Below are 1,373 nucleotides of genomic sequence, written 5' to 3' on the forward strand. Positions count from 1 at the left end.
GGCGGGGGTGAATTTTCGGGATGTGTTGGTGGGTCTTGGTGTGTATCCGGGTGGTGGGTCGGTTGGTGTGGAGGGTTCGGGGGTGGTGGTTGAGGTTGGTGAGGGTGTGGGGCATGTGGTGGTGGGTGATCGGGTGTTGGGGTTGTGGTCGGGTGGTTTTGGGTCGTCGACGGTGGTTGATGGTCGGTTGGTGGTGAGGGTTCCGGATGGTTGGTCGATGGAGTTGGCGGCGGGTGTGCCGGTGGTGTGGTTGACGGCGTGGTTGGGGTTGGTGGAGCTTGCGGGGGTTCGGGCGGGTCAGCGGGTGTTGGTTCATGCTGCTGCGGGTGGGGTGGGTATGGCGGCGGTGCAGTTGGCGCGGTGGTTGGGTGCTGAGGTGTGGGCGACGGCGAGTGAGTCGAAGTGGGATTTGGTGGGTGTTCCGCGGGAGCGGTTGGCGTCGTCTCGTTCGACGGGGTTTGTGGATGTGTTTCCGGGTGGGTTTGATGTGGTGTTGAACAGCTTGGCGGGTGAGTTTGTGGATGCGTCGGCGGGGTTGCTTCGGCGTGGTGGTGTGTTGTTGGAGATGGGTAAGACCGATGTTCGTGGTGCGGAGGATTTTCCGGGGGTTCGTTACGTTCCGTTCGACATGATTGAGGCGGGGCCGGAGCGGCTTGGGGGGATGCTGCGTCGGCTTATGGAGTTGTTTGGTGAGGGTGTGCTTTCGCCGGTGCCGGTGACTGCGGTGCCGGTGCAGCGGGTTCGGGAGGTGTTGCGGGATCTGGGTGCGGGTCGGACCACTGGTAAGCAGGTGGTGAGGATTCCGCGGCGGTTGGATCCGGATGGCACGGTGCTGATTACCGGTGGTACGGGTGGGCTTGGTGTGTTGGTGGCGGAGCATCTGGTGCGTCGGCATGGGGTGCGGAAGTTGGTTTTGGTCAGTCGTTCTGGTGCGGCTGATCGGCTTGTTGGTGTGGATGCTGATGTGCGTGTGGTGGCGTGTGACGTGTCTGACCGGGCGGCGTTGGCGGAGTTGGTTGGGGGCATTGATCGGCTTACGGGGGTGGTGCATGCCGCTGGTGTCATTGATGACGGCACTGTTGAGGCGTTGACTCCGCAGCGGTTGGACGCGGTGTTGGCGCCGAAGTTGGACGCGGCGGTGTGGTTGGATGAGTTGACGCGTGATCGTGATCTGGCGTTTTTTGTGTTGTTTTCCTCGGTTGCTGGTGTGATCGGTAATCCGGGGCAGGGTAACTATGCTGCTGCGAACGCTGGTCTGGATGCTCTGGCTGTGATTCGGCAGCGGGCTGGTCTGCCTGCCACGTCCATCGCGTGGGGGCTGTGGGAACACGCCACCGGCATGACCAGCCACCTCCAACAACGCGACCGCGCCC

At 62.9% G+C, this 1,373-nt stretch carries 1 protein-coding gene; it reads left to right on the top strand.

The genetic code is table 11. From position 1 onward, the window contains the following. Positions 1 to 82: 82 nt before the first annotated feature. On the top strand, positions 83 to 1,373 hold a 1,291-nt coding region (locus ACFY23_RS31735; RefSeq protein ID WP_387039140.1), incomplete at its 3' end, for an SDR family NAD(P)-dependent oxidoreductase.

This window comes from Micromonospora sp. NPDC000121, from assembly GCF_042899165.1.
GTDB lineage: Bacteria > Actinomycetota > Actinomycetes > Mycobacteriales > Micromonosporaceae > Micromonospora.